Annotated in this window: 16 protein-coding genes and 1 pseudogene; 8 read left to right on the top strand and 9 right to left on the bottom strand. The window is 60.3% G+C overall.

Features of this window, described 5'->3' with window-relative positions:
• On the bottom strand, nucleotides 1-2,762 hold a 2,762-nt coding region (locus KDL09_RS14010), incomplete at its 3' end, for a hypothetical protein (RefSeq protein ID WP_294386198.1).
• A 42-nt stretch (nucleotides 2,763-2,804) separates the two neighbouring features.
• Nucleotides 2,805-3,269, bottom strand: coding sequence for a biopolymer transporter ExbD (locus tag KDL09_RS14005; protein WP_294386195.1), 465 nt, complete (start codon nucleotides 3,267-3,269; stop codon nucleotides 2,805-2,807).
• 242 nt (nucleotides 3,270-3,511) lie between these two features.
• Between KDL09_RS14005 and KDL09_RS14000 the strand changes: the two genes are divergently transcribed.
• Entirely contained in the window at nucleotides 3,512-4,150 is a 639-nt protein-coding gene (locus tag KDL09_RS14000) for a response regulator transcription factor (RefSeq protein ID WP_294386193.1), read from the top strand.
• A gap of 68 nt (nucleotides 4,151-4,218) precedes the next feature.
• On the opposite strand, the gene KDL09_RS13995 is transcribed toward KDL09_RS14000, so the two are convergent.
• Nucleotides 4,219-5,544: a sulfatase-like hydrolase/transferase gene (locus tag KDL09_RS13995; RefSeq protein WP_294386191.1), complete on the bottom strand. Its 1,326-nt coding sequence runs from the start codon at nucleotides 5,542-5,544 to the stop codon at nucleotides 4,219-4,221.
• Between the two features lie 82 nt (nucleotides 5,545-5,626).
• Here KDL09_RS13995 and waaF point away from each other — a divergent pair, with 82 nt between their 5' ends.
• The gene (gene waaF / locus KDL09_RS13990; protein WP_294386190.1) at nucleotides 5,627-7,597 is read left to right on the top strand and encodes a lipopolysaccharide heptosyltransferase II; all 1,971 of its coding nucleotides are present in this window, start codon (nucleotides 5,627-5,629) and stop codon (nucleotides 7,595-7,597) included.
• 15 nt (nucleotides 7,598-7,612) lie between these two features.
• Here the strand turns inward: waaF and KDL09_RS13985 are convergent, their stop codons facing one another.
• From KDL09_RS13985 to KDL09_RS13970, 4 genes are all read right to left on the bottom strand, one after another.
• Nucleotides 7,613-8,203, bottom strand: a complete 591-nt coding sequence (locus tag KDL09_RS13985; protein WP_294386188.1) for a hypothetical protein — start codon at nucleotides 8,201-8,203, stop codon at nucleotides 7,613-7,615.
• Nucleotides 8,204-8,264: 61 nt separating this feature from the next.
• Nucleotides 8,265-9,203: a 2-hydroxyacid dehydrogenase gene (locus KDL09_RS13980; protein ID WP_294386185.1), complete on the bottom strand. Its 939-nt coding sequence runs from the start codon at nucleotides 9,201-9,203 to the stop codon at nucleotides 8,265-8,267.
• Nucleotides 9,204-9,209: 6 nt separating this feature from the next.
• Nucleotides 9,210-9,641: a c-type cytochrome domain-containing protein gene (locus KDL09_RS13975; protein ID WP_294386182.1), complete on the bottom strand. Its 432-nt coding sequence runs from the start codon at nucleotides 9,639-9,641 to the stop codon at nucleotides 9,210-9,212.
• A 42-nt stretch (nucleotides 9,642-9,683) separates the two neighbouring features.
• Nucleotides 9,684-10,064 (bottom strand): globin, encoded by a 381-nt coding sequence (locus KDL09_RS13970; RefSeq protein WP_294386179.1) that lies wholly within the window; start codon nucleotides 10,062-10,064, stop codon nucleotides 9,684-9,686.
• A gap of 181 nt (nucleotides 10,065-10,245) precedes the next feature.
• On the opposite strand from KDL09_RS13970, the gene msrA reads away from it, so the two are divergent.
• From msrA to KDL09_RS13945, 5 genes are all read left to right on the top strand, one after another.
• Nucleotides 10,246-10,920: a peptide-methionine (S)-S-oxide reductase MsrA gene (msrA, locus tag KDL09_RS13965; RefSeq protein WP_294386177.1), complete on the top strand. Its 675-nt coding sequence runs from the start codon at nucleotides 10,246-10,248 to the stop codon at nucleotides 10,918-10,920.
• Between the two features lie 125 nt (nucleotides 10,921-11,045).
• Nucleotides 11,046-12,053, top strand: a complete 1,008-nt coding sequence (locus tag KDL09_RS13960; RefSeq protein WP_294386171.1) for a hypothetical protein — start codon at nucleotides 11,046-11,048, stop codon at nucleotides 12,051-12,053.
• Between the two features lie 91 nt (nucleotides 12,054-12,144).
• Nucleotides 12,145-13,473: a DUF2157 domain-containing protein gene (locus KDL09_RS13955; RefSeq protein WP_294386168.1), complete on the top strand. Its 1,329-nt coding sequence runs from the start codon at nucleotides 12,145-12,147 to the stop codon at nucleotides 13,471-13,473.
• Nucleotides 13,470-14,021: a GDYXXLXY domain-containing protein gene (locus KDL09_RS13950; protein WP_294386167.1), complete on the top strand. Its 552-nt coding sequence runs from the start codon at nucleotides 13,470-13,472 to the stop codon at nucleotides 14,019-14,021. The genes KDL09_RS13955 and KDL09_RS13950 overlap by 4 nt, the downstream gene beginning before the upstream one ends.
• 79 nt (nucleotides 14,022-14,100) lie before the next feature.
• Nucleotides 14,101-15,831: a hypothetical protein gene (locus KDL09_RS13945; RefSeq protein ID WP_294386164.1), complete on the top strand. Its 1,731-nt coding sequence runs from the start codon at nucleotides 14,101-14,103 to the stop codon at nucleotides 15,829-15,831.
• A gap of 94 nt (nucleotides 15,832-15,925) precedes the next feature.
• Here the strand turns inward: KDL09_RS13945 and KDL09_RS13940 are convergent, their stop codons facing one another.
• Nucleotides 15,926-17,197 (bottom strand): Gfo/Idh/MocA family oxidoreductase, encoded by a 1,272-nt coding sequence (locus tag KDL09_RS13940; RefSeq protein WP_294386161.1) that lies wholly within the window; start codon nucleotides 17,195-17,197, stop codon nucleotides 15,926-15,928.
• A 76-nt stretch (nucleotides 17,198-17,273) separates the two neighbouring features.
• Entirely contained in the window at nucleotides 17,274-19,373 is a 2,100-nt protein-coding gene (locus tag KDL09_RS13935) for an autotransporter outer membrane beta-barrel domain-containing protein (RefSeq protein ID WP_294386159.1), read from the bottom strand.
• Between the two features lie 243 nt (nucleotides 19,374-19,616).
• Here KDL09_RS13935 and KDL09_RS13930 point away from each other — a divergent pair.
• Nucleotides 19,617-20,025 (top strand): annotated as a pseudogene (locus KDL09_RS13930) (biotin synthase); the annotation flags it as partial.

Genomic DNA, 20,025 nt, shown 5'->3' with positions numbered 1-20,025 from the left:
GCCTTGCCGATCTCGCTCTTGTCCGGCGCGAGCGGATTCGGCTTCAGCACCACGCGTTCATCGTCCTCGCCCTCCAGACTGCCGGTGATCGTTTTGCCGTCGCTTGTTTTCACCGTCACGAGCCGGAATTTCTCGTCGATGAACTTCGACGGGTTCAGGATGTGATCGAGCAGGTCCTTGCGCCCAAAGCGCGCGGACACCTGCACGAGATCCGGTCCGAACACACCTGCCGGAAGCGCGGGATCGTTGCTCACGCGATGGCAGAACACGCACTGCGCACGAATCAACGCGTCTTTGGCACTGTCGCGGTTGCGCGTCTTCGGGTCCATCTTCGCCAGCAGCGGCTCGAGGTCTTCAAGCTTCCAGTTCTTGAAGGTGTGACCCGGCAGCGCATGCGGTGAGAGCGCCGCGGGCTTTGGCGGGTTGATGAGGGCAGCGAGCTGCATCGCCTCGTCAGCCTTCAATGCCGCCGCCAGTTCGCTGCGTGTGTCGGTGATGGCTTTGAAGAAGGTGGACGCACCGTTCATCTTCTCCGCCTTGTTCAGTGCCTCGAAAACGACGCGCCGTTGCTCCAGAGTCCAGCCATCTTTGAGATAGCGCAGCATGAACGGATAAAACAGCAGGTCTTCCGACGACGTGGCCTCTTTCAGCAACGGCATCGTCTTCTCGATGACCATCGGTGACTTCAAATAGACGAGCAGGCGGCAGAGCTCGCGGTTTAGCAGCGCCCGGTTTTTTCGATCCATCTTGGTCGCCGGATAAGAAGGAGCGATGTAAGCATCAAGGCGCGCAAGAGATTCAGCGTCGGGTGTTCCGAGTCGTGAAATGGCGACAGCAACAATTCGCAACCATTCGAGCTTGGATTCAGGGGCTGCTTCTTTCCAATCAGTCCTCAGCAGTCGTTCGAGGATCGGCTTCAGATGTTTATGTGTTCCTCGACGTGCCAGGACGAGCAATGCATTCAAGGATGTCATGCCATCATCTTGGGCAAGTGCAGACTCCTGCCAGGACAAATCAGGCCTGCTTTCGAGTTCCAGTCTCGCGGCGTGCCGCACGAAGGGTGAATTGCACCCCAGAAGCTGGTTGATGGAGCTGTCTGGCACGCGGTCGGTGGCGAGTGCTTTGCTCATCAGTTTGCGGAATGCTTGCAGGTAGTTGTCTGGCCCGGTTGGCTCTTTGCGCTCTGCCATCTCGCCTCCGAACCAGGTCACCCGATACAACCCGCTCTGAGTGCCACGACCGCCCGTAATAAACCACATGGCACCGTCGGGTCCGATGCAGCTGTCGGTGACATTGAGAGGTCGCCCGGCGACGAAAGTCTCCTGCTCTGCGGTGTAAGTCGCACCGCTCTTCTTCAAGTGCACCGCGATGATGCGTCCATAGCTCCAGTCGAGGATGTATAGCGCTTCGCGATACTTTTGCGGGAAGTCAGAACCGTAGCCGAAGCAGATGCCGGTTGGCGATGACAGGCCGATGTCGATCACGCTTGGCAGTGTGTCCGCATACCATGCCGGAAAACGTCCAGTGCCACGACGCCATCCGAAATCCGCGCCGGGAACGACATGCAACACCCGCGTGGGCATGTACCACGGCGTGCCGACATCGCGCTCCATGTCGGCGTCGAAGGTGAACAGATCGCCATCGTGATTGAAGGCAATGTCGAGAGGGTTGCGCAGGCCGCCGGCGAGAAGCGTGATTTTACTGCCATCGGGTTTCACACGGAGGATATGACCGGCGGGAAGTTCGACATTGCCGTCGAACATGCTGCCATCCCATGGATTCGGAATGAGCTGGTCGTTGGCGTAGTTTTTCAGCGGCGAATCGGGCGAGACGTTCTCGGGAATGAGCACGTTGTTTCCGTGCGCGACGTAGATGTCGCCATCAGGGCCGAGCTTGATGTGATTGCGGCCATGACCGTTGCCGCCGCCGGTGCGCATCAGTTCTTTGCGTTCATCGAAGATGCCATCGCCATCTTTGTCGGTGAGGCGAAAGAGGGTCTTCGAGACGTTGGCGTTCGCGAACAGTGATCCGTGCGCGTAGAGTAGCCCACGACATTCCAGCAGCTCGTCGTCGATCGTTTCGACCTTCTGGTCGCCGCTGCCACTGATGGTGAGGCGCAGCAGGCCTTTCTTTTCTTTGCCAAGAGTGATGCGTCCCTGCGGGTCGAAGGCCATGGAGACCCACGAATCTTCTCCGGGTTGCGAAGAGCGGATGAGCTCGGCTTTAAATCCTGGCAGCAAAGTGAGCGTGGTCGGATCCGTGGCCTGGTTTTGCGAACCGGGCTTCGCGAGCTGCCAGGAGTTGTAGGCGTCGAAAGTCTTCTTCAAATCGAAGGGATTATTATCGGGATCGGCATCGGTCGGGCCTGCAACGACCGCATTCTGCCAGGAATCGTCGGTCACGATCCAATGAACGGCGGCGAGGTCGCCATTGAGCTCGAGCAGAGCGGCGGCTTTGGCCTTGGCAGGCGCATGCAGGGTGAGTCGATGCGTTTTGCCGTCGCCGAGTTGTTTCGTGAGGTCGGTGCCGGTGGCTGCTTCTCCCGGTTTGACCGTCGCGATCAAGGTGCCGTCGAGAGAGACAGTCAATTCGGCATCGCTGGCGGTCAGGAGCACGGCTTTGAGTAGCTTGCCCTCATGTTTGACGTCTTTGGAAACATCGACTGAATCCGACGCGGTCAGCCACATCGGCACAGGGGGGCGATTGGCGAGCTGGGCGAAGGAGGTGGACGCGAGCAGCAGAAACAGAAGACAGCGTGACATGCGCAAAGAACGTGCGTCGCCGCAGGGGACTGTCGGCGGAGATCAAAGCGGCTGCGCGCCAACCGTGAAGGTCACATTTTGAATCTGCGCCTGATGCAGCGAATTGAGCACGTCGATAACGCGTTCGTAACTGGCCTGCTCTTCGGCCTGAATGGTGACAAGGACCGTTTGGTTTTGTCTGGCGGAGGAAGCCGCCAGCCGGTTCAAGGTGCGTGTGAGCCTGGGCAAAGATTTGTCACCGGGGGAATCGAAGGCCTCTTCGTTCAGGGTGACCGTACCATCTTCGAGGATGCCGATGGTGATTTCGGCATCGGGGAAACGAACGTCGGTCAGATCGTGCTCAGGACCGGGGAGTTTCGTGTTCAGTTGTCGCTCCACCCGGAGGGTGCCACCCATCACCATGAAGAACAGCAGGATGACGAAAACGACATCGATCATGGGCGCGATTTGAAATCCGAGCGTGAAGTCATCTGAACGGACGCGGTGTTTTATGGTGAGCGAGTTCATGAGAGTCCCCACGGCCGTCGGTTGGGAATCTTGGGGTGCCAGTTCTTGGAGGGCATCTGGTTCCGGGCCCGATCCTGAACCCGGTGTTGGGCTTGCAAAACTTGGGGGCGTCACATCGATTCAGACTATAACTTTAGCCTTTGATCTGCAATGGAGTGCGGGTGATTTTGCTCGTTTCTATTCGACCTTGCTTAAGAACGCTGGCTTGACATCTTTTTGAAAATGAGTCTTCTAGTTCCACTGTGAAAAGCAAAATCTATATACTCGACGACCATCCCATCGTTATCGAAGGGCTTAAGAAACTGATCGACCAGCAGGAAGACATGCAGGTGATCGGCAGTGCTGAAGATGCTAATACCGCCATTCAGCAGATCGCAAAACTCAAACCGGACGTCGTGGTTCTCGACATCACATTGAAGGACCGCAGCGGTGTGGATCTCATCAAAAAGCTGCGTGCCAGCCATCCGAACATGCAGATTCTCGTGTACTCGATGCACGATGAAAACGTGTATGCAGAACGCTGCCTGCGCGCCGGTGCGATGGGCTATGTGATGAAGGGCGAACCAAGCACACGGGTGCTGCAGGGGCTCCGTCAGGTTGCAGCCGGCTCTTTCTTCTTCAGCGCCGCACTGCTCGGCAGCATCGTCTCCGGTGGCGGCCCCCGCGGCGGTTCCCGCGGTGAGCCCGCCCGCATGCTCAGTGACCGTCAGCTCGAAATTTTCGAGATGGTCGGACGCGGCTTCGACTCTCATAGCATCGCCGAAAAACTCGGTCTCAGCGCCAAGACGGTCGATGCCCACAAGGCGAACATCCGCCAGAAGCTCGGTCTCGCCTCCGCACGTGAACTGCTCATGGAAGCAGTTCGCTGGGTCGAGAAATAGGATCCTTTCAGCAAGCGTTCGAACACATCAACGGGTGGTGCGCAAGCACCGCCCGTTTTTGTTGGAGCCTAGTCCGTTACCACCGCATCTCGGTCCGCTCGTGAGACAGCCGCCAGCCGCTCCTTCATGGCGGCCAATTGATCCGGCTTCTGAGCTGCGAGGTCGGTCTTCTCATACGGATCCGCTTGGATGTCATACAGTTCGTGCTTCGCCTTCTCGTCGCTTCCGTGCACCACGAGCTTCCAAGGGTCGCAGCGCAGTGAGCGTGAGCGGAAACCTGGCGCCACTGTGTAAAGCGTGCGCGGATGCGGTTCGGCTCCTTCGCCCAGTTGCGGCCAGAGATTCAGCCCATCCCATTTGAGATCCTTTTCAGGCGTGTAGCCTGCCAGCGCGCAGAAGGTGGGCATCCAGTCGGTGATTTGCACCGGCGCTTCGTGTTTCCCGGTCTTGAGCTTGCCCGGCCAGCTGGCCACGCAAGGCACGCGAGTGCCGCCCTCATAAACGCTGCCCTTCTGGTCGCGCAGCGGCAGGTTGTTACCGGGGATCTTGCCATCGGGATAATCGTCGGCCGGGTATTTCTGATCGTTGTTGCCAGCCCAGCTCCCACCGTTGTCGCTGGTGAAAATGAGCAGCGTGTTGTCGCGTTTGCCAGCCTTTTCCAAGGCGGCGATGATGCGACCCACGGCGTCGTCCTGATGCATGATGCAGGCGGCGTAATGACGTGGCACGTCGCCCGTGATGCCGGCCGGCACTTTGGCCAGCCATTCCTCCGGTTCCTTCAACGGCAGATGCACGGCGGTGAACGGAACGTAGAGAAAAAACGGCGCGTCCTTGCGTCCGGCGATCCATTCGCAGGCCTCGCGGGCGATCAAATCGGTCACATGACCGGACTCGGTGATCAGCTTTTCATCGCGATGCCAGGTCACGGAGAACTCGCCCTTCTTGTAGAAGTGATTCCACGGGCCGACACCTCCGGCAAGCGAGCCGTAGCTGTGATCGAAGCCGTAGTGATTCGGTCCCCACTCGGGCTTCGAGCCAAGATGCCATTTGCCGGTGAGGCAGGTTTCATAGCCCACCGACTTCAATGCACGTGGCAACGTCACGGTATCCCAAGGAAGAGCGCGATTGTTCTGCGGGCTGGTCACGCCGAAGCGGCTCCAGCAGCGACCGGTCATCAAACCGGTGCGCGTCGGGCTGCAAACCGGCGCCACGTAGTGATGCGTGAGCTCCACGCCTTCGGCCACCAGCTTGTCCAAATGCGGCGTCGGAGCGTTTCCGTTGTGAAAGGCCACGTCACCCCAGCCGAGGTCATCGGCCATGATGAAAACGAGGTTCGGGCGCGGGGGGGCCGCATTCAGCAGCGGACAGAGCAGAAGAAACAAAAGAAGTCGCATGGTCCGTCGAAAACGACCGACGGCCGAGTGATCTCGCATGATCGGTTGCGTGGGCACGGGCGCTGAGGCATAAACACCGCGCATGGGCAGCGCCAAGGAATCCACCAGTCTCGTCAAGCGCACCGGGCAGTGGATCGCATACGCACTGTTCAGGTGTGTGGAAGGCGTCATGCGCCTGCTTCCTCTCATCGTCATCTGGTGGACGGGGCGCGCACTGGGAACGGTGGCCTATTACGTCGCCGGGAAGTACCGCCAACTCGCGCTGCATAACCTGCGCATCGCGTACGGCCGCGAAAAGAACCCGGACGAACTCAGGCACATGGCACAGGCGCATTTCAAGAGCCTGTTCGCGAACGTCCTCTGCGGTTTCAAACTGCCGCTCATGAACGAGGCCGATCTGTGCCGTCATGTGAGATCCGAGGGAATCGAACGGGCCCAGGCGGCGTTCGATGCAGGCCGGCCCATTCTCAACCTCGTGCTGCATGCGAGCTGCTGGGAGATTTTGACGCAGGTGCCGTCCGCCTATGTGCGCGGGCACAAGGCGGGGGCCATTTATCAGTCGCTGCGAAATCCCTGGCTCAACGCGCTGGTGCTGCGTCGGCGTGAGAAGCTCGGCTATGCGCTGTTCGACCGGCAGGCGGGTTTCAATGCGCCGATGAAATTCATGCGCGAATGCGGGCAGATCGGCGTGCTGGTGGATCAGCATGCCGGCTATCAGGGTCTGTGGTGTCCGTTCTTCGACCGGCTGGCATCCACCACCACGATCGCCGCGCTCATGGCCATGCGTACCAACGCAGTGGTGCTGCCGATGATGGTCTATGACGACGGTCCGGCGCGCTGGCGGCTGGTGTGCGCGCCTGAAGTCAAATCGGCCGAAGCGGAGCAGACGGCGGATGGTTTGACCATCGCGATCAACGCCGCCGTCGAGCAGCTCATCCGCGAGCAGCCGACAAGCTGGTTCTGGGTGCATGAACGCTGGAAGACGTCGAATCGCAACTTCCTGCTGCTCAACTCCAGCTACCGCCGCGGTATTGCCTTTCCCGAAGGCTATGATCCAAGCCGCCTGCAGCCGTTCGAACTGCTCATCCGCAGCCCCAACTGGCTTGGCGATGCCTGCATGGCGTTTCCCATGGTGCGCGCCATCAAACGCGGCCGGCCCGACATGCGCATCACGATTCTGGGGCCGGACAAACTCGAAGACCTGTGGCGCTCGATGCCCGAAGTCTCCGACTACATCGGCAAGCCGGCCAAAGAAGGGCTCTTCGCCGTCGCCCGCCGCATCAAGGCCACCGGCGTTCACTTTGATGCTGCCGTGCTCTGTACGAATTCGACGCGCAGCACCTTGGAGCTGTGGCTTGGCGGAGTGCCCCACTTGGTCGGCCTCAAAGGATCCTTCCGTAAAAAACTGCTCACCTACGAGATCCTTGAGCCCAAAGTGGGTTTCCCCAAGCACCAAGCACACCTCTACATGTTCATCGCCAAACGCGTCGGCGCGGATGTGGACCAGGCGGGTTTGTGGGATGCGGGGACGCCTCCAGTTTCAACCGACGGCACCATTCGTGTCGGCGTTTGCGCTGGTGCGGAGTATGGCCCTGCCAAGCGCTGGCCGCTGGAGCGCTTCGCCGCCGTTGTGAATCAAATCTCTGCGCAGCACGCGCAGTTCCGCTGGCAGTTGTTCGGTGCGCCGGGTGAGAAGGAGATGGGAGAAAAACTTTCTTCGATGATCCATGTCCCGCACGAAAATTTCGTCGGCAAAACGCGGCTCTCCGAACTCATCGCGAAACTGCGCGAGTGCCAGCTGCTGCTCACCAACGACACCGGCACCATGCATCTGGCCGCTGCGCTCGGCATCCCGACGGTCAGCATCTTCGGCTCCACCTGCCCGATCGCGACCGGTCCGCTCGGCGAACGACACACCGTCATCCAGCACAAGGTTTCCTGCAGTCCCTGCTTTGAACGCGAGTGCCCTTTCGGCCACTACGAGTGCATGACGAAGGTGACGCCGGAGGAAGTGGCGGCGGCGGTGTTAAAGGCGAGCGGAGTGACCGGTTGATCTGCCGACAGAACTTCAACGTTCCGCCACCGGGTCCTTGCCCACCAGCAGTCCAAGCACCGCGCCACCGATCACCCATGCGATCAAATGATCTGCGATGTTCACCACGGTGTCTCGTCCTGGATTTTCAAACCAGATCCACATCGGCAGATCGGCCGTGAGGCCTGCGAACAAGCCTGCTGCCGCCACAAACGCGATGCGCGCCGGGTAAGCCAGCGCGGTCTGTGAAAGCAGCGCGGCAATCAGAAACGCGCAGATCAACGAGCGCACGAAGCTTAAAATCATGTTGGTTCCCATGCTGATCTCGCCTTTGCCAGGCCGGATGATCGCATACAGGTAGGGGCCGTTTTCCATCGCCTTCGTCTGCGCTACCTTGAACGCCTTCTTTTCTTCGGCGGTGGCCAGCTTCGGCGCATCACCCATCGCCGGCAGCAGGTAGATGCCCTGCCCTGAGGTCACGTTGGCCTTGATGACTTCGGCCACTGCGGTCTCGTCGCGAAACTGGCGGAACCCGTTTTCATGCCAGCCGATGGCCGTCCATGAAATTGCCTCCCATGCGAACACGGCGATGGCGGCGAGAAAGGCTCCGAGAATGATTTTGCCCATGCGCTTTTAGTAACGGCATCGCCTCAAACGGCAAGCACCCTTTCTGTCAATCCCGTCACAATCAACACACCGGCGTGAGAAGCGCCGCGCCACTGAAGTGAGCGGCGAGGTTCTCGACCACCAGCCGTGCCATCTCGGCACGTGTCTCGTGCGTGGCGCTGCCCAGATGCGGGGTCAGCACGACGTTCTCGCACTTCATCAGCGCATCGGGCACCTGCGGTTCGTTTTCAAACACATCCAGCCCGGCCCCACGGATCGTGCCCGCCTGCAGTGCCGCGATGAGCGCTGCTTCATCCACCACCGAGCCGCGGGCGATGTTGACCAGTGTGCCCTCAGGTCCCAGCGCTTCCAGGACGTCGGCATTGATCAGATGCTTCGTCGAGGCGCCGCCGGGGCAGGCCACGACCAGAAAGTCCGCCACCCGGGCCATGCCGGTCAGTGATTCAAAATAGTCCCAGCGCACCTCCTGTCGCGTGCGTCCATGATACGCGATGCGCATTCCATGCGCTTCGAGCCTATGCGCGATCGCCTTGCCGATGCGTCCAAGCCCCACGATGCCCGCCAGCTTTCCGTGCAAAGCATGCGCCAGCGGAAACGGCCCCTGCTTCCACGATCCGGCGTGCAGGAAGCGGTTCGCCGCGATCAGGCGTCGGCTTGTCATCAAAACGAGCGCGCTCGCCATGTCCGCGACATCTTCCGTCAGCACATCTGGTGTGTTCGTGACGCGGATGCCATGCTCACGGCACCAGTCCACCGGCACGCCGTCATAGCCCACGCCAAACACGCTGATGATTTCCAGCTTCGGCAGTCTCTCCAGCAGCGCCACCGGCGAGACGCTGCCACCGGACATCGTGATGCCGCGGATGGTGGCTCCGACTTCGTTCAGCAGCGCTTCTTTGTCCTCCGCGTGGAAATAGTCGTGGCAGAGATGCGCTGTACGCAGCGGGTTCATCAAAAAATCCGGCAGCGGGGCCAGAACAAGAACGGGGGCTTTTTCCATGGGTGATTATGAGCGCGACTTCTTCCAATCCTGCGGTGGCACCAGGCGCACGCCGTCCGGCCACTTCGCACCTTGCAGGATCCAGTCGTGGATTGCCTGCTCTTCCTCGCGTGACAGCGGATCGGGTGATGGGGGCATCGCGATTGGATTGTCGTGCCCCAGCAACAGCACCTTGTAGATCAGGCTCTTGTGCGGTGCTCCCGCCACGATCACCGGTCCGCTGCGCCCGCCCTTCATCGCGAGAGTCTTCGTTTCCAGATTCAGTCCCGCAAACACATAGCGGCTGTGATGGCACTCCAGGCAGCGCGCTTCCAGGATGGGCTTGACCTCGCTCACAAAATCCACCGGTTCGTTCTTCAACCGCGTGAAGTCGATCAGCACGCAGGCGGGCAGCAGCAGTGCAGTGAGAGCCGCTGTAAAAAAGCAGGTTCGTTTCATGTCCGCATCATCCTGTGGCATCTCGCGCTGACAAGCGGCGTTTCATTCCCCGCGGTTGCGCATCATGTCCGCCACCTGGGCGAAGAACGAGTCGATGACCGGCGCTTCCGATTCGTGCACCTCCACCTCCTGCATCGCCTCTCCCATCAGTTTCATCCAGCGATCCCGCTCCGCCTCGCCGATGGAAAACGGCATGTGCCGCCCGCGCAGCCGCGGATGCCCGCGCTCCTCGATGTAGGTCTGCGGCCCGCCGAAGCGATACACGATGAAGTCCGCCAGCCGCTTCTCCGAGCCCTCCCAGTCGTCCGCCGGATACATGATCCCTATCAGGTCATCCACCTTCACACGGCGGTAAAACGCCGCCACCATGCTGCGCAGTTTCGTTTCGCCGACGCGGCTGCAGAGAGTTGAGATTTCGTCCATCGGCAAAGCATAGAGACCCCCGCGAAAAACGAAAGCGGTCAAAGAAACACCCGCTTGGCTCCGCCGTGCTGTTTCTTGCTCTCGGGCGGACGCATTGCGATTACCCGGAATTCCATCGAAAGTTTCGCCTCTTACCCGACGGATGAATGACTCCTCTTTCTGTCCCGTTCGTATCTTCCCCATGAAAACCGCGCTCACCCTCCTCACCACCCTCCTCATGGCCACGCTCGCCCCCTCCGCATCTGCTGCCGACGCTCCGTCATCGAAGACTGAAACCGCTGTCATCGGCGGCGGCTGCTTTTGGTGTGTCGAGGCGCAGTACCTTCTCGTCAAAGGGGTGAAAAATGTCGTCAGTGGCTATGCCGGTGGCAAAACGGAAAACCCCACCTATGAAGACGTCTGCACCGGCGACACCGGCCACGCCGAAGTCGTGAAGGTCGAGTTTGATCCCGCCGTCGTCAGTTACCGCGAGATCATCGACCTCTTCTGGGACGCGCACGATCCCACCACCGTCACGAAGGAGGACATGTACAAGCACGGCAAGTTCCTGCCCAAAGGCACCGCCTATCAGGGCAACGACTACGGCCCTCAGTACCGTTCCGCCATTTACTACACCACCGAAGAGCAGCACAAGATCGCCGAGGCCTCGAAGGTCGAGTGGCAGAAGAAATGGAAGGACCCCATCGCCACCGAGATCGCGCCGCTGAAGAAGTTCTATCCTGCCGAGGACTACCATCAGAACTTCAAAGCCCGCAATCCGAATCAGGGCTACGTCCGCGCCGTCGTCGATCCCAAGACCGAAAAGTTCAAGCACACGCTCGAGGAGAAGGGCAAGATCAAGCCCGAGGCGAAGTAAGTCGGCATGCCGCTGCGACGTGGCGAACGCGTCCCAACTTTTCGAAAGGCGGAGGCAACCCCTCCGCCTTTCTTCTTGCCATGCAACGGCCCTTCTGGCGGAATCGGGTTAATCGATTTTCTGTCATGAGCGACTCTCGCATCCTGCCCCGTCTTATCATCATTCTGGTCTGTGCATTGATCGGTGCGGGTGCCGGAACTGTCCTGCAGGCCCTGCGCATTACCGGCAGACCTCAAGAGTTCCGCTCGCTGGCGAAGCTCGTCGCAGGCGGGCAGATGGTCTCCAACGACAGCATTGCCTGGCGCGAGCAGCAGCAGGACTTTTACGGCACGATCATCGAAACAATCGAATCCGCCGAAATGAAACGCCGCGCTCTGGAGCGTGTGCGGGCCTTGAATCCAGATCTCAAAGACGCGGACGTTGACATTCGAGTCGCTCAAACCAAGGGCAGCTCCATTTTCAACATTCTGGCGACGGGCTCCGAGCCCAAGTACACCAGGATCTTCCTCGATGCCTTGCTGGATGAGTTCATGGCCTTCCGGCAAAGTGTTCGTGAGCAGGCGCAAGGCAAGGTGCTCCAGCAGTTTCTTCAGGTAGTGGTTACCCGGCAGAAATCCATGGAGCAGTCTTTTGCCATGCTGGAGAATGTTCGTGCCAAAGTGGGCACTTTGAGCGTCAAGTCAGATCAGGAGCGGCTCATCGCACGTCTTAACACACTCCGAGATCAACGTGACGATCTTCACCTCGAACTCAAACTGCTGGATGCCAAGGACGCAGCCCGGGCGCCTCTGGAGTCGAAACTCGGCGTCACAGAGCAGGGAATCCAGGAGGTCGAAGCGGAGTTGCAACGCCACGAGCCGGGCATCTCCGCACTGCGGGGAATCAGTGAGAAGTATGAGGCCGACAAGCAGGCCTATGAGAGACTGTTTGAGCAGGCGGAGAAAATACAGTCCGGTTTTAACTCAACTACCGACTACGTTGCCATTCAGGAACGCGCGACTCCGGCGGCCGAAAACGTCGAAGACTGGGTGATGCCCATGGTGGTCGGTGCGGGTGGCCTCGGAGTCGTGGGCGGTCTCGTCGGCCTCGTGCTTAGTTTGATCACCCTTCGGTCTCCTGCGCCGACAGCCTGATCTGCATTATCTTCCTCAATCCGTTCATCGAGTTTTTCGATTCGCATCGCGGCAGTCAGCCGGTCACAATCGGCTCAATTCTTGTCCCACCATGAACTCCCACCATCGCTGGCTTCTCGATCAACTCCCGCAGTGGGAGCGTGACGGACTTCTCACTCCCGAGGCGGTGCGCACCTTGCGCGAGAGGCATGCGGTGGATGATTCGCAGCCGGGCGTGGCGCAGATCGTCATGGGCGCGCTTGGGGCGCTGCTGATCGGCACGGGATTGATCGCGGTGATCGGGTTCAATTGGGACGACTTCTCGCGCCCGGTGCGGTTGCTCTTCGCTTTTCTGCCGCTGCTGGTCGCACAGCTCTTCAGTTTTCGCACGCTGCAACGCGGCGATGCCTCGCCCGCGTGGGTACGGGAGACAGCGGCACTGCTGCAGGCGCTGACTGGCGGCGCATGCATCGCGCTCGTCTCGCAGATCTACAACCTCGGCGGTGAATGGCCGGACTTTCTGTTCTGGTGGATGCTGCTTAGCCTGCCGCTCGTCTGGGTGCTGCGTTCAAGTTCAGTGGCGATCTTTTATCTCGTCTGCATTGCCATTTGGAGCGTGGACCGCATCGAGCGTGGAGCGCCCTGGCATGGCAGCCCGATGATCTACCCGTTGCTGCTGCTGGGACTGCTGCCGTTCTGGCCCGGCTGGCCGCCGAAGCGCAAGCTCTCCGTTTCCGTGCGCTGGGCCATGACCCTCAGCGCCATCGTCGGACTGTGCAGCGCGGCCATTTTTGCCAGCGAGCGCGGCAGCAACTTTTTCGGATACAATGAACACAGCTTCTTCTGGCTCTGGACGCTGACCGGCGCGGCACTGGCGCTCTTCCCGCTCAATCAGGCCGCGATCATGGAACCCACGCGGCGGAAGCCGCAGGTCGTGCTCGGTTGCCTGTGGCTGCTCGGCTACGGCATTGCGATGACCTTTCGCGACACCACACGGTACATCATGGAGGGAAGCTCGTTCGCGATGCACTTGCCATGGTGCTGGGGCCTGCTCGCCTTGCTCGTGGTCTTCGCGGTGGTGGCGCTGATTCAGAAACGCTGGGCGGTGCTGGCGATCTCCTCCCTCGCTTTGCTGCCATTGGCGGCCTCTCCCTTGGTGAAGGCCGAGGGCGGATACTACAATTCTACGCTCTCCTGGTTTGCCACGCTTCAGCTCGCGGGCATCGGCATCACGCTCATCGTGCTTGAGTTTGCAGGGAAAAAAGGCGCGCCGCGTCTTGGCGCCGCTTTGCTCTCCGGCCTGCTGATCGCACGCATGGCGGACAGTCATTTCTCGCTTCTGGCCAAAGGCATCGCCTTCATCGCGGTCGGTGTCGCGTTCCTGGCCTTCAACATCCTCATGAGCCGTCTGCGTCGTTCAAAACAACTTCCTGCATCATGAAATCTCTGCCCATCCTCGTTTTCGCCCTCGCTGCACTCGCCCAGTGGGCCGCGCCGCTTTCACAAATCTGGACGCACGAACAAGTGCTGGCCAAAGGAACCCTTGTCCGCCTCAAATGCCGCGCGCCGGATCCTTATGATCCGTTGCGGGGCCGCTTCCTTGCCGTGTGGCCCGAACAAACGGACGCCCCCGTGCCTGACGGCGCCAAGATCGATCGCGGCTCGCAGGTTTTCTTCACGCTCACGCCGGGAGCAGATGGCCTGTCCACCATCACCAGCATTTCGACAACGCCGCCAGGCACGGGAATCTGGTTGCGTGCGCGTGCCGGTTACGTCTATGACAAAAAGGTCAACATCGAGTGGCCATTCGAACGTTTTTACATCAACGAGAAGCTCGCGCCTGAGGCTGACAAATGGTTCGCTCAGAACATCCGCGGCGATCAGGGCATCGTTGCCGAAGTACGCGTCCTCAACGGCCGCGCTGTTCTCGCGGACCTGAGCCTCGACGGCAAATCGTTCCGCGAAATCCTGAAGGAGCGCGTGAAGTGAATGTGAGACAGGCTGCCAGCCTGTCTCACACACCACATCGTCACTTGCATCCGCCGCGGGCCTGCTTCATTCGCGGCGCTTGCAACCGCTCCACCTCATCGACGCCATCGGTCCGTTCTTCCGCGGGCATGACGTGCGCACGATCAACTGGTCCAAGATCCCCTGGCAGAACGTGCCGAAGACACGGGACGCCGAATCCGACGCGTGGTGGGCGCAGGTGCGGACGGATTTGACGAAGTTCGCCGATCAGGCCGCGGCCTGGGGCTTTAACGCGGTCTCGTTCGATGACGTGACGCACTTGGCGGATCACCCGTGGCTCGAGGCGGAACTGCGCGAGCGCATCGCGCTCTACCGCGAGGAGTTCGCCCGCTGCTTCGCCATCTTCACGGAACGCGGCCTGCAGGTGCACCTGACGATGGACGTGATGACCGTCACGCCGGAGCTGCGACGCCGCATGAGCGAGTCAAAGCGCGAGGTGAACGACTACCTCGCCGAATTGCTCGATGGTTTCTTCTCCAGTTTTCCGCAGGTGGCGGGCATCATCGTGCGCATCGGCGAAGCGGACGGCAAAGGCGTGCACGATGAGTTCCGCAGCGAGCTGGTGATCCGGAAACCCGCGCAAGCGCGTCGTCTGTTGCTCGATCTGCTGCCGGTTTGCGAGAAGCATGCGCGTCGTCTCATTTTCCGCACCTGGACCGTCGGCGCATATCGCATCGGCGATCTCATGTGGCATCGCGGCACGTTCACCAGCGTGTTTGAAGGTCTTCAAAGCAAAGCACTGGTCATCTCGATGAAGTACGGCGAGTCCGACTTCTTCCGCTACCTGCCGCTGAACTCGAACTTCTTCCGCACCGACGTCGCGAAAATCGTCGAGCTGCAGACACGGCGCGAATACGAAGGCTGCGGCGAGTATCCGAGCTTCACCGGCTGGGAATACGAACGCTACGCGCATGAGCTGAAGCACGCGAAGAACGTCGTCGGCTGCATGGTCTGGTGCCAGACCGGCGGCTGGGTTCCCTTTCGCCGCATTGCGTTGATCGATCCCGAAGCGATCTGGATCGACCTGAACACCTTCGTCACGCTGCGAATCATGAAGGACGGCATGCCCGTGGAGGAGGCGGTGCGCGCTTTCGTCAAAGAGCGTGCGTTGGGCGATGCCGAGGCGCTGATCGAACTGCTGCGCTACTCGGACGAAGTCATCCATGAGCTGCTCTACGTGCAGGAGTTCGCGCAGCAGAAGCTCTTCTTCCGCCGCGTGCGCATCCCGCCGCTGCTTCAGGTTTATTGGGGAAACATCTTCATCAACCACAGCGTCAAAAAGCTGCTGCGCTACTTCGTGCGCGAGCCCGAGGCCGCTCTGCATAGCGCCGCGCGCTGCATGAGCCGGCTGGAACAGATGATCACCCTCGCGCCGCGCGCCGGCGTGCCCGTGGCCGATCTCCAATACATGCACGACACGTTTCATCTGCTCGCACTCGCGCGTGAGTACTGCTTCACCGAGTTCACGCCGGAGATGGAGACGCGATTGCGCGAAGCGAAGCGCGCCTACAAAGCGAAGTATCCGAAGCGCGGCCTGCGTGCCCGCTACCGCATCAAGATGGGCTTCAAGCCGTTCTGGGTGCAGCGCCGATATCTCGGCTGGGCCGTCGAACTGTTCATGCGCCGCCGCCGCGGCTACCGCATCATCGACCGCCTGCTCATTCTGCACGTGCTGTCGATGATCTACCGCGTCATAGCCCTGCGCAAACCGCACTGGATTCCCGGCTTCGCCAAAGAGAGCGCGATGGGTGTGGACGTGGTGTTTCGCTGAGACGGGCCGAAAGAAACGAAAAATGAAAAAGAGTCCGATCAGAAATCTGGATTCTGATTTTTCCTCCTCTTTCGTCTTTTTCGGCCAACTCAATTCAGATCTTCACTTCCCAGCCTTTGCGATAGCCTTCGCGGCCCCAAAGCTTCATCGCCTCGGAGTTGTCGAGAATCTTGCCGGTCTTGGGGTCGCATTTCACCACGGTATTCGTGCGGTAGGCCATGTTGCCGAGGTGACACATCATCGTGCTCTTCTGGCCTTCCTCGATCGGGCTGTTGAGCTTCGCCTCACCACGGATGGTGTCGATGAAATTGCCGATGTGCGACACGTCGCCCGTACCAGCGGTGCTGGCCTTGCCTTTGCTGATCTCGGCGCCCTTCGGATCGTAGATCGTCCACGTGTCACGTGCCGCGGCCATGGTGCCGTTGTCGCCATAGAACATGACTTCCGCAAGTGGCTTCTCCGCCGCACGCGGGTGACATGAGCTCTGCACCCATTCGCAACCGGCATGGCCAAAATCGTACACCGCCGTTCCGGTGTCCGGTGTTTCCTGCGCGTCGTTGTAGACGTAGCGGCCGCCGTTGTAGGTCACGCGCAGCGGATACTCGCCCTTCAGGCCCCAGCGCAGGATGTCGAGCGTGTGAATACCGTTGTTGCCGAGCTCGCCGTTGCCCCAGTGCCAGAACCAATGCCAGTCGTAGTGCACGATGGATTTGAAGTCGTGCTTTGCATCATTGGGGACAGGACCTTGATACAAATCGTAGTCCGTTTCTCCCGGCGCGAGCTTTTCGTTCACCGCGAGAGTCTTGCGAGTGTTGTAGTAGAACGCGCGGCCATAACGAACCTCGCCGATGGCGCCGCCGTGCAGCGCTTCGATCGCATCCTTCATCCACGTGCGGCGCTGGTTGCCCATCTGCACGATGCGGTCGTATTTCTTCGACGCGGCGACGATCATCTCCGCCTCCTGCGGATTCTGGCTGCCGGGCTTTTCGACATACACGTGTTTCCCGGCCTGCATGCACAACAGTGCGGCCGGCGTGTGCCAGAAGTTCGGCGTGGCGATGAAGACAGCGTCGAGCGTCTTGTCATCGAGGAAGGTGCGGAAGTCCTTCACGCCCTGGCAGGACACCGCCTGCGTCCCGTTGATTACTTTGAGGCCGCTTTCGAGGCGTTTCGGATCCACCTCGGCCACGTAGGCGATCTCCACGTTCGGAATCTTCAGCAGCGCCTGCACATGCCCCATGCCGCGACCCAGCGCGACGACGGCGACTTTGATCTTCTTCTGCGCGGCATCAGCAGCGCGGAGTTTCGAAAGGGCGGACACCGCGGCGAGCGCGGACGTTTGGTGGAAGAAAGTACGGCGGTTCATGGCGGTCAGATCAAATCGACCCGCACGCATGATCTCTTGCATGCTGCCGTCGTCCCCGCCGAGAAAGGCGTGGCCGTTAGAAATAAATGCCGACCTGCACGCCGCCGCCGTATTCAGTGACTCCGGAGCGGAAGACGTTGGTGTAGGTCATGAGATTGACCCGCACACCTTTGTTGGCCAGCACTTCGACGCCAAGCTGAGCGCTGGCGAAGCCTTGCGTTGAACTTGTGCCTGCGATGGCGGTGGACGGGCCCGAACCAAATGGCACCGCCCCGCCGCTGTCGATGACGGAGAATGGCGTGCCTTGAAAGCTGGCCGTGGTGGTGCTGGAGCGTTGTGTCAGATGCACCCAGGACGCGCTCGCGTAAGGCACGATTCTGCCAAAGTCGGTTTGGATGTGATAGGCGGCGTTGTAGCCGAGATTGAAACGGAAAACGGAAAAGTCCTGTCCCGAAAGGGTCATCAGGCCCGGCACAGGAATCGCCGAGGTTTCAGAATAGGCGTCCACTCTGCCGGAGGTGTACCGGACGCCGCCGGTGGGGCCATGCACCCAGCCGTTGTGACGCATGATGTAGGAAAGCGTCCAGTCGAGGGTGTGGGATGATGAGCCAGGAGATGCGGTTGCCTCCGCGCCACCGATCGTCCGATTGATCTCTGTTTCGCCCAGCGAGTAGTTGTAGATGAAGGAGCTCGTCAGCCCATACCACTCGGTGACGACGGAGAAGCCGACCGCGTTGCCCCGGCTTTCCATGTCCAGATTCGTTGAGTGACCGGTGCCGTAGAGATAGCTCCAGAAGGCGCCGACGATGACGTGTGAGGTCGCTAGAAAGTCGATCCCGACAGTCGCGGCACCGTAGCGGGAGTTCAGCGCGTCACCATTTGTCCCGCCGCTTGAGGAATCAACACGTCCGAGGTTGCTGGAGGCCCAGATCTCCCAACGGCGGGAACCGAAACCTGCCAAGTCCTTCAAGGTCACCTCATCGCCACCCACATTGTCGAAGTTGGAGGTGCCGCGTGTGATGTTGTTCACGTGGGTCTGCACCGTGCCCACCGGCGCCTGCAAGGGGGTCTGGGTCTGGGTCTGAGACTGCGTAACGGTGGTGACACCGCTGTTGAAATTGGCGATCCCAGCGGCGTCCATGATGGCAAAGCCGGCTCCGCCGTAGTCGCCTGCGGAAACTCCGTTGTAGGAGAGTCCCACGAAGATTTTTTGTCCCTGCAGGAACGCCAGATTCGACTGGGTCATGATGGGGGCATACTGCGAAATGTCGCCAAACGTGCTGGCTCCGGTGGGAAAGGGGTTGTCGCCGCCGTTGAGGACGCCCACCACCTCGAGTTTTCCGTCGCTGTTCGTGTCGGCAAAAATCGCCGAACCGCTGTCGCCTTTGGCCGTGCCGACCTCGTTGGGTCCGCCGGTGGTCGCACCCAGGGTGCTTGTGGTGCCATTGGACTTGTCGAAATCCGTCATGATGACAAACCCTGAGTCGGCGGAAATGGTGCCGCCCACAGTGATGGTGGGCACACCCACAGAGTCGATCGTGTTGGTGCCGCCTTTGAGAATGCCGTTCACCTGATTTGGATCGGGGATGGTGTTGCCTCCCAAATTGACCGTGCCGTCGGAATGAAGCCCATGTCCTGCCATCACGGCCGCCATGCCCAGAGGCGAGGTGGAGCTGACGGCCGATGCCTGGATGGTGCTGATACTCGGCTGCCCGCCTTCGTCACGAATGACCGGGGTGAGCTGGTCGATCCGGAAACTAATCACCGCCAGGTCATTCGTCGCGGCTCCGGCGGGAACGTTCCCGGCCTGGGCCCACAGAGGATTGAACGCGATCTGGCTCGCAGTCGCTGTGACCGAATAAGTGGCTGCCTGGCCATTCTCTCCCGGCGCGTTGCCGAAGTAGATCTTGATGGTGCTTGCTCCTGCGTCCAGAACGCCGTTGTTGTCACTGTCCACGTTGTGAGCTGCGGTGAGGAACTTGAAGACACCGGCCTCCGTCGATGGCACCACCGTGCCGGTGCCGTTGGCGTTGTTATACTCCACAAAACCCACGGTGCGTCCGAGGTTCAGATTTGCCGCGAAGTCGATGTGCTGGGTGCCGATGACACCGGGTGAGGCGGAGTTTACGCCCACGATCGCATACGATGGCAGTGCGATGAGCACGGCTGAAAGCATGCAAAAGCAGCGAAGGAGGGAAGGCAAAATGCGCATACGGGACTTTTGGACGAATTGGTTTTTGAATTTGAGAGGGCGGAAGTAAGCAAAATCTTTGCCTGCTTTTGCAAGCCTCAAAGACCATCCGCCTGACTTTTTTGAAACACATCGCGGCTTGAGCCCGCCATCTGCGACAGCCTGAACACGCACTTTCCCCGTGCATCTGGCCCATTTTCGCCCACTATCCGCGCTGCAAACACCGCCATGACTTTCGACGAGCTTCACCGCATCTACCACCAGCCCTTCTTCGACCTCCTCAAGCAGGCCCGCGCCGTGCATGACGAGCACTGGACCGGCAACGAAGTGCAATTGTGCACGCTGCTCAGCATCAAGACCGGCGGTTGCAGCGAAGACTGCGGCTACTGCGCCCAGAGCGCCCGCTACACCACCGGCGTGCAGGCGGAGAAGCTCATGCCGAAGGAGCAGGTCATGGAGCGCGCCCTCGCCGCACGTGCGAACGGCTCCACGCGCTTCTGCATGGGCGCCGCCTGGAAAGGCGTGCGCAAAGGCACCCAGAAGTTCGACCAGGTGCTCGACATCGTGAGCGACGTGGCCAAGCTCGGCATGGAAGTCTGCGTCACGCTCGGCGAACTCGGCGCTGAGGAAGCCGCCG

It is taken from the genome of Prosthecobacter sp. (assembly GCF_020439865.1).
GTDB lineage: Bacteria > Verrucomicrobiota > Verrucomicrobiia > Verrucomicrobiales > Verrucomicrobiaceae > Prosthecobacter.
Note: the sequence above shows the minus strand (reverse complement) of the source record. Positions and strands in the feature narration are given on the sequence as shown.